The organism is Streptococcus sp. 4155 (assembly GCF_013276695.1).
In the GTDB taxonomy this organism is placed as follows: Bacteria; Bacillota; Bacilli; order Lactobacillales; family Streptococcaceae; genus Streptococcus; species Streptococcus pseudopneumoniae.
In genome coordinates, this window is sequence record NZ_VMLM01000065.1 from 1 (window position 1) to 6,655 (window position 6,655).

Below are 6,655 nucleotides of genomic sequence, written 5' to 3' on the forward strand. Positions count from 1 at the left end.
AAGTTTTACCATGCGAGGAGTCACGACAATGCCCCTATTTTCGATTTTAAGCAGTTAGACGGTAAATTGTGCCAGAATAAGAAACAAGGCGGATATGGTGCTTATTATTCGCTTTTTTCTTGGTTTGTAAAATGATATTCATCTTTTTCATCTAATAGAAAGGGATATATCTGGTTTACTCCAAAAGTTTCATCAGAAGAGACTAGCAAGTTAAATATTAGGACTAGATTTCTATCCTTGATTTTCATCTCTTCATCTGATACAAATTGGACAAATCGTTTAAAGCGATTTTCTTGTTTTTTGAAAAGGAGTTTATCAAACTCTTCTAAAGTTGGGAGTTTTTGATGTAATTCTTGAAGTTTCTCCCACTCTTCTTCCTGATTTAATAAATAAGCAAGAGATACACCAAAGTAATCAGCTAGTTGAATAGCATTTTTGAGGGTAATTTGGCTTTCTCCATTTTCCCACCGAGATATAGTTTTTTCATTTATTTTTAAAAAGTTGGCTATTTCTTTCTGAGACTTCTTTTTTTCTTTTCTTAATTCTTTCAATCTATTCATTATTCATAACACCTTTCGTTGCTAATTATAACATTTATTTTAAAAAAAAGACAAAAATGTCTGTAAAAAATTAAAAAAATGCTTGACACAGACAAAAGTGTCTGATATTATAAAACGTGTAAAGGACAAAAATGTCCGTTCTCTCCAACCTTTCACACTTTCAATCTATTTATGGAGGGATATTTTTAGAGAGGAGGAAACCTATGGGGAAATTAAGAGGTTATCGAGTTATGTTAGGACTGACTCAGCAACAAATGGCGGATAAGCTAAAAATTTCTTTGCAGTCATACAACAACAAAGAATTAGGTAAAACGCCATTCAATGACAAAGAACGCCTAACAATCAAGTCAATGGTTGCAGAAATCAAACCAGACATAACAATAGACGAACTATTTTATAGTTAGAAAGGAGCGACACAATCGCAATACTATATTACATTTACAAGATACTCCACTGGTGCTTTACCACTGGGGATTGACCTGCTCGGACTAAATATCCGACCTAGAACATAAAGGAGAAAATAACATGAACAACACACAAGTATATCAAGCACAAACAACTAACCACGGTATCGCTAGAGCATTGGGCGAAGAAATTCGTATGATCACCGACGTTGAAGAGACAAATTACAATGGACACGGTGAAATCACTGTTGAGTACACCAACGACGTAGCATTGACAAAACTATTTGACCGTATTAAAGCACTTTACGAAAAAGGCGAAAGCTACGAAACAAAACCATTCTTACATTTTAAAGTATTGGAAGATGATATTGAACCAAATCCAAATGGAGTTTTTCCTGCTAAAGAGGTTGCGGATTTTTTAGGAGTTTAAGACAACAAAAAAAAGTCACTTGCGGAAAGTTTGGCGACCGAAGCAAGTGACAAGATTCAGGGTATAGATATTTTTTCTATACCTTGATTATAGCATAGAAAGACAAGGTAAACAATGGGAAAGAAACATCAAGTAGTAAAATTTAAAGATATTGCTGAAAAATTGCCAGAATTAGAGGGTAAAAACCTAGAAGAAATCGCTGGAGTATTAGGCTATCGCAACTTGGAGAGTTGCAGGGTTAACCTTTACAATCTGAGACAAAACAAGCGTCTAGGATTTGAAGTAGAAAAAGGGGTGTACTCCAAGTTTGAACTCTTGGACGGTACGGTAAAAGAGGAATTGGAAGATAAAGAATTGTCTGAACGTGGTCATTTTTTACAATCACTAGACTACTACAAAGTAGCAAAAAATGCCTTTGAAATAGCAGAAGATAAAACAGTCAAAGCAGAAACACGACAAAAAGCAGAGCGTGACATATTGGACGCGATGAAACACATCCCTAAAAAGCACCGCGCTATAATTTACGACATGATGGAGGGCTAACAGATGGAACAATACACAAAAAGAGCAAGCGCCTTGATTATAACTTTTAATCGTGGGGTTATATCTCAAGATGAGTTTATTGAAGAATTTACAAAACTAAGAGAAAAGGTAGTAAAAGCAGTAAGTGAGGCAAAGAATGACAAATTATGATAGAGCCAAGCGATTTTACAGCCGTGCAACTTACGCCCTAAGCGATTTTCTCCATGGGCGGATAGATGAACAAGAATTTAGAAAACAATGGCAACGGCTAGCAGATAAAGCCGTAAACGAAATGAAAAAAAACTAAGAAAACCGAAGAGCAGGCAAGCAAATTAGAAAAGGTTTTGAAAAGCATAGAGCGCCAACTCTTTAAACTGGTACTTTCTCACGCTTTCAACTTGGCGAGTCTAAGCGTGAGGATATCCTGGATAGTAAAAGACAAAAAAAGGAAACAAACATGACAAAAGAAGAAATTAAAAATATTTTAGATGAACTAGATGATTTAACCTTAGGACTTAACACCGCTCAAAATGCTTTAGAGGCTACTTCTCATTTTTTTAGTAAAAACATGAGCAACCAAGAGAAGACCCTACTTTTAGCCTTGGAATATAACACGCAAAGCGCCATTTTTTACCTTGCTTATGATTGTCTTATCAAGACAAAGGAAAATCTAGTTAATACTATCGGAATGTACCGCAAAGAATTGGAGGAAAAACATGAATGAGTTAGATATAAGCAACACACAGGCTGCTGTCTTAATCGTGGTATTGATTGGCTTACTACTTTATCTAAACCACCGAGACCGTAAAAAAAGCGCCCAAATAGAGCGAGAAAACCAACAGACGATAGAAACACCTAGCGAGGATTTAAATCCTGATTATGGGCGATATATCCAGCTTGCAGGGGTAAGAGTTTACGGAGGGATGAAATGAGTTACATAGTGAAGATATACCTTGATAGTGAAAAAATACCAGATGAACCTTATTTTACAAAAGATATTTTTCTAGCTACGTGTATGGACAATGCAACAAAGTTAGCTGTAACTAGGGGCTTGTTGACAAAACAAGCGTTGGATTTAGAAACTAAGACAGCTATCTTGAAAACCCTTGATACAATCATAGAGACTCAAAAAGCTATTTTGCAAGGGGTAGCGAGCGGACAAATAACCTTTGTAAATAAAAGCAAAGGAGGGGAGAGATTGGATGGGCCTATCAGAGAACGATAAACGAGTATTAAGACTAATCAAGGTAGGGGCTGAGAACTCCACCACAGGGACAGACATCAGCCGACTGACTAAGCTATCAGAAAGGGCGGTACAAGATACTATTAAGCGTTTAATAGTCAAGCATAACATCCCGATTGTAGGGGCTAGAAATGGAATTTATAGAGGTTATTTCATACCTAGAAACAAAGGCGAGTTACTAGATGGCGCTAAGGCTTTTTACAACCAAGTACAGGAGGAGAGCAAGCGCCTAGCGGTGTTGATGAACAGCGACCTAGAAAGCTACAAAGAAACCTTGAAGGAGGTGGGCAGATATGTTTAGCCTAAGCCGAGAAAGTGAGCATGATTTGACGCATGGCATTCTGGAGGTAGTGGAAAGATACCTGGAAGCACATGAGAAAGCACCGCAGAGACTGACTAAGTTGATAAATAGAATTGAACTCAAAGAGGAATTGAAAATTAGTGACAACACGCTAAATAAGTGGGAAAGTCAGGGGTTAAGACGCTATCAACCGCCAGACGATGGTTCAAGAATGATTTACTATTTAGTGACCGACATCTGGAAGTTTCTGGGGGTGGATGAATGAGAGTGCTTGAGTTAATTCTATCCGCTGAAAAATTACCTTTGTTTGGCTTTCTCAAGTCTAGCCCAACCCAAGTTTGGAAGAATGGCAATCACTATAAATTTATCTATTTTGAGCCAATAGGCGAGGGTTTGACGGCTTTTCACTACAAAGGCTTGTATGTGGTAGTTAAAGACGAAAGCGAGGAAGTAGAGGGCTGGGAATTGGCCAGAGATTTAGAGATAGGTTTGGCTAGTCCTGACTTGCTGACGATCCTGAAAGATTTAGAGGTAAACAAATTGACAGAGCAACGGCAGGGTCTTGGAGTGGAGTTAAAGGGTTGGATTTTTGACCTGATTTGTAACGGGATTTATACCAGGTATGAGACTTCGCTTTTTGTCCGCTTGCTATTTGTTAATGGCTACAGTTTTAGCCAGTTAGTGGACTTGTTTTCTGCAATCGTTAAACGCAAAGACCTAGCAAGCTATTTCCTAGAAGTAGCAAGGATATTTTATAAGGAGGTGGCTTTTGAATAGCAATGACATTGTAAATAAAATCATTGAAGAAGATCAGCAACAAGCACCGCCTGAAGTGGTGGACCTGACCCAAGCAAGGGAGACCGATGAGGAACACAATAGCCTGAACTTGGCAAAAAGAGCAAGAGGTGACGGCTTTGCAGTCAACTTGGACAATCTCAAGAAGATTTTGAACGGAGATAGCAAGCTAAAAGGGGCGATACAGTACAACGTCTTCACTTATGAAATCGACGTGACTAGACCAATGAAGCTAAACGGTAGAATCCTGAGCGGTGCAATCGATGACCTGATTATCAGAGAGATTAGGGCTTATATTGCTACCAAGTACAAGCTTGACTATAAAAAGCCTGACATAGCGGATATTTTGGAAGTGGTGGCTGGAGAACACAGCTATAACCCCTTAAAAGACTATCTGGAATCTTGCGAAAGTGAGTATAAAGAGTTAGTGAATCAGCGCGATCCCTTTGATATTTTAAGGCATTATCTCAATATCAAGGATGATGAATATAACCGTATTATCATGGATTTGTTTTTCCGTGGAGCGGTTGCCAAGGTGTTTGACCCTACCATCAAGTTTGACTTTGTGCTGGACTTGACTGGACGGCAGGGAGTAGGAAAAACCCAATTTTTTGAGGGGCTTTTCACTCACAAGTATTTTACCACCATTGAGACCTTCACAGACAAAGATGACAAGGCTAGAATGGTCAGAAACTGGTGTGTATTTGATGATGAGATGGTGGCCAGTAAAAAGGCTAGTTTTTCAGAATTGAAGAAATTCATCACAGAAACCAAGCTAGAGTTTAGACCGCCTTACGCCTCCAGTGATAGGCGACTGCCTAAGAGTTTTATTATCGTGAGGGCAACTAATGACCATGATTATTTAAACGACCTGACAGGAGAAAGGCGCTTTTTGGTTGCGGAAGTCCACAAGGACACCGCCTATAAGGGCAGGAAGTGGACGGAAAAAGACCGTAGAGCCTTTTGGGGTGCTATGGTGGTGGCTTGGAGAGCTAACCAAGTGTTGAACCTGACAGACGAGCAAGAAAAGCTAGTAAATGAGGTTAGAAGCCGTTACAAGTTTGTAGATGAAACCCTTGAGGATTTGGAGCGCTATTTAGGCACTCCTTACCCAAAAAGAATGTATCAGTTCCCCCCGACAGATAGAACAAGATATTATTACATTTACGACATGATAAATCATGGCTATCATATGGGCGCAAACGGTGTAGAAATTACCTTAGATATTGAAAAGTATGGGGAACTAGTGGAACGTGACAAGATGGCTATTAATTTATTTTTCACAGAGGTATATCCGGATAAGATACCGAACGTAAAGGATAAAAACAAGATTAAAAAAATCATGCAAAGTAAAGAGGATTGGGAAGCAAGGGAGTCCTTGCGATTTGGCAAAAGTATCAAACGCGGATTTGCTAAAATAAAAAAATAAAGTGTAGACAGTGTAGCCAAAAGATAAAAAAACGGCTACGCTGAAAACCCTTGATACTGTAAGGGTTTCAAAGAGGTGTAGACAAGACGAAAAAAAACGGCTACACCCCTAAACCCTTGATATTACTGAATTTTTAATATAAATGTAGCCAAAATATATATTTTATAAAAGTATATATAATTAAATACCTAATACGTTATTTATATATTTTTTTGAGATGAAACGGCTACACGGCTACACAAGGCGAAAACCCTTGGGGCTGTAAGGCGGAATGCGTAGCCGCTAGATATTCAAAAATGGCTACACTTTGCCCAAAACCTAAAATAAAATGGGGTAGATAGTACCGACCTCCTTGCAATGGTGTAACTACTAGTGACACCCTTAAAACAGAAAGAGGAAAACAACATGACATTAAAAACATTTTCGGATAAAGCCAAAACATTTACTTTCACTTACGAATTTAAAGACCTAGATACTGCTACGGTAGCAGGTCACGCGCTACTGGGATATATGACTGGGACTTATGAAGTACCATCTATTTCAATAACTCACAAGGATAAAGGGACGCTAGTAGCTGAGTACGTGGAGGATAAGAAACTAAACTATATCTTTAAACGTATTTGTGAGAGCTTCAAAGGCTGCAAGCAAACAGAGGGGTAGCATGAAAGGCTAAAATATGGAGATACAAGAAGGCTTTATTTATTTTAGAAATTATGGTAAAATAAAACTGTTAGAGGTTCCAAGGTTTGGGAGTATCACGCTTAAAATACAAGACGGCGAGATTGTCTCCAGCGTGGAATCTAAAACAACAATATTTAAAAAGAATACTGACTGAAAAAATCAGAGGTATAGCATAAAGTGGAGCAATCTATTTTGGCTATGTCTCTTTTGTTTTTGGGAAGATTGGAGGAAAAAGAAATGCCAACATTGCAAGAAGTGAAAAACCAGATGGACAAAGTACGGACTCAATT

The 6,655-nt window shown here is 38.3% G+C and carries 14 protein-coding genes and 1 pseudogene; 14 read left to right on the forward strand and 1 reads right to left on the reverse strand.

Annotated features, from left to right (window positions below; all coding sequences use genetic code 11):
• Nucleotides 1–104: 104 nt before the first annotated feature.
• Nucleotides 105–560, reverse strand: a complete 456-nt coding sequence (locus tag HT715_RS08225; RefSeq protein WP_001080839.1) for a helix-turn-helix transcriptional regulator — start codon at nucleotides 558–560, stop codon at nucleotides 105–107.
• Between the two features lie 203 nt (nucleotides 561–763).
• Here HT715_RS08225 and HT715_RS08230 point away from each other — a divergent pair, with 203 nt between their 5' ends.
• From HT715_RS08230 to HT715_RS08295, 14 genes and pseudogenes are all read left to right on the forward strand, one after another.
• On the forward strand, nucleotides 764–964 hold the full coding sequence (locus HT715_RS08230) for a helix-turn-helix domain-containing protein (RefSeq protein ID WP_000517337.1): 201 nt from the start codon (nucleotides 764–766) through the stop codon (nucleotides 962–964).
• 121 nt (nucleotides 965–1,085) lie between these two features.
• A complete protein-coding gene (locus tag HT715_RS08235) occupies nucleotides 1,086–1,394 on the forward strand; it encodes a hypothetical protein (RefSeq protein WP_119919967.1) in 309 nt (102 codons plus the stop codon).
• A gap of 114 nt (nucleotides 1,395–1,508) precedes the next feature.
• Nucleotides 1,509–1,937 (forward strand): hypothetical protein, encoded by a 429-nt coding sequence (locus HT715_RS08240; protein WP_100127751.1) that lies wholly within the window; start codon nucleotides 1,509–1,511, stop codon nucleotides 1,935–1,937.
• 3 nt (nucleotides 1,938–1,940) lie between these two features.
• Nucleotides 1,941–2,087, forward strand: a complete 147-nt coding sequence (locus HT715_RS08245; RefSeq protein ID WP_000438875.1) for a hypothetical protein — start codon at nucleotides 1,941–1,943, stop codon at nucleotides 2,085–2,087.
• Complete coding sequence (locus HT715_RS08250; RefSeq protein WP_164496824.1) at nucleotides 2,074–2,223, forward strand: hypothetical protein; 150 nt, start codon at nucleotides 2,074–2,076, stop codon at nucleotides 2,221–2,223. Before HT715_RS08245 ends, HT715_RS08250 begins: the two co-directional genes overlap by 14 nt.
• 150 nt (nucleotides 2,224–2,373) lie before the next feature.
• A complete protein-coding gene (locus tag HT715_RS08255) occupies nucleotides 2,374–2,640 on the forward strand; it encodes a hypothetical protein (RefSeq protein WP_172921881.1) in 267 nt (88 codons plus the stop codon).
• On the forward strand, nucleotides 2,633–2,848 hold the full coding sequence (locus HT715_RS08260; protein ID WP_054388186.1) for a hypothetical protein: 216 nt from the start codon (nucleotides 2,633–2,635) through the stop codon (nucleotides 2,846–2,848). Before HT715_RS08255 ends, HT715_RS08260 begins: the two co-directional genes overlap by 8 nt.
• Entirely contained in the window at nucleotides 2,845–3,141 is a 297-nt protein-coding gene (locus HT715_RS08265) for a hypothetical protein (RefSeq protein ID WP_172922901.1), read from the forward strand. Before HT715_RS08260 ends, HT715_RS08265 begins: the two co-directional genes overlap by 4 nt.
• On the forward strand, nucleotides 3,119–3,460 hold the full coding sequence (locus tag HT715_RS08270; RefSeq protein ID WP_172922902.1) for a DNA-binding protein: 342 nt from the start codon (nucleotides 3,119–3,121) through the stop codon (nucleotides 3,458–3,460). The genes HT715_RS08265 and HT715_RS08270 overlap by 23 nt, the downstream gene beginning before the upstream one ends.
• Nucleotides 3,453–3,725, forward strand: a complete 273-nt coding sequence (locus HT715_RS08275) for a hypothetical protein (RefSeq protein ID WP_054388145.1) — start codon at nucleotides 3,453–3,455, stop codon at nucleotides 3,723–3,725. Before HT715_RS08270 ends, HT715_RS08275 begins: the two co-directional genes overlap by 8 nt.
• Entirely contained in the window at nucleotides 3,722–4,237 is a 516-nt protein-coding gene (locus HT715_RS08280) for a hypothetical protein (RefSeq protein ID WP_172922903.1), read from the forward strand. The genes HT715_RS08275 and HT715_RS08280 overlap by 4 nt, the downstream gene beginning before the upstream one ends.
• Nucleotides 4,230–5,684 carry a virulence-associated E family protein gene (locus HT715_RS08285; RefSeq protein ID WP_172922904.1) on the forward strand — a complete coding sequence of 485 codons (1,455 nt, stop codon included), beginning with the start codon at nucleotides 4,230–4,232 and terminating at the stop codon, nucleotides 5,682–5,684. Before HT715_RS08280 ends, HT715_RS08285 begins: the two co-directional genes overlap by 8 nt.
• A 405-nt stretch (nucleotides 5,685–6,089) precedes the next feature.
• Nucleotides 6,090–6,320: pseudogene (locus tag HT715_RS08290) on the forward strand (hypothetical protein); the annotation flags it as partial.
• Nucleotides 6,321–6,360: 40 nt separating this feature from the next.
• Nucleotides 6,361–6,519: a DUF2292 domain-containing protein gene (locus tag HT715_RS08295; protein WP_172922906.1), complete on the forward strand. Its 159-nt coding sequence runs from the start codon at nucleotides 6,361–6,363 to the stop codon at nucleotides 6,517–6,519.
• The last annotated feature ends 136 nt before the right edge of the window (nucleotides 6,520–6,655 follow it).

Bases quoted from the DNA above. Each gene is read 5' to 3' on its own strand.
- HT715_RS08225 (WP_001080839.1), bottom strand. From the start codon at position 560: ATGAATAGATTGAAAGAATTAAGAAAAGAAAAAAAGAAGTCTCAGAAA.
- HT715_RS08230 (WP_000517337.1), top strand. From the start codon at position 764: ATGGGGAAATTAAGAGGTTATCGAGTTATGTTAGGACTGACTCAGCAA.
- HT715_RS08235 (WP_119919967.1), top strand. From the start codon at position 1,086: ATGAACAACACACAAGTATATCAAGCACAAACAACTAACCACGGTATC.
- HT715_RS08240 (WP_100127751.1), top strand. From the start codon at position 1,509: ATGGGAAAGAAACATCAAGTAGTAAAATTTAAAGATATTGCTGAAAAA.
- HT715_RS08245 (WP_000438875.1), top strand. From the start codon at position 1,941: ATGGAACAATACACAAAAAGAGCAAGCGCCTTGATTATAACTTTTAAT.
- HT715_RS08250 (WP_164496824.1), top strand. From the start codon at position 2,074: ATGACAAATTATGATAGAGCCAAGCGATTTTACAGCCGTGCAACTTAC.
- HT715_RS08255 (WP_172921881.1), top strand. From the start codon at position 2,374: ATGACAAAAGAAGAAATTAAAAATATTTTAGATGAACTAGATGATTTA.
- HT715_RS08260 (WP_054388186.1), top strand. From the start codon at position 2,633: ATGAATGAGTTAGATATAAGCAACACACAGGCTGCTGTCTTAATCGTG.
- HT715_RS08265 (WP_172922901.1), top strand. From the start codon at position 2,845: ATGAGTTACATAGTGAAGATATACCTTGATAGTGAAAAAATACCAGAT.
- HT715_RS08270 (WP_172922902.1), top strand. From the start codon at position 3,119: ATGGGCCTATCAGAGAACGATAAACGAGTATTAAGACTAATCAAGGTA.
- HT715_RS08275 (WP_054388145.1), top strand. From the start codon at position 3,453: ATGTTTAGCCTAAGCCGAGAAAGTGAGCATGATTTGACGCATGGCATT.
- HT715_RS08280 (WP_172922903.1), top strand. From the start codon at position 3,722: ATGAGAGTGCTTGAGTTAATTCTATCCGCTGAAAAATTACCTTTGTTT.
- HT715_RS08295 (WP_172922906.1), top strand. From the start codon at position 6,361: ATGGAGATACAAGAAGGCTTTATTTATTTTAGAAATTATGGTAAAATA.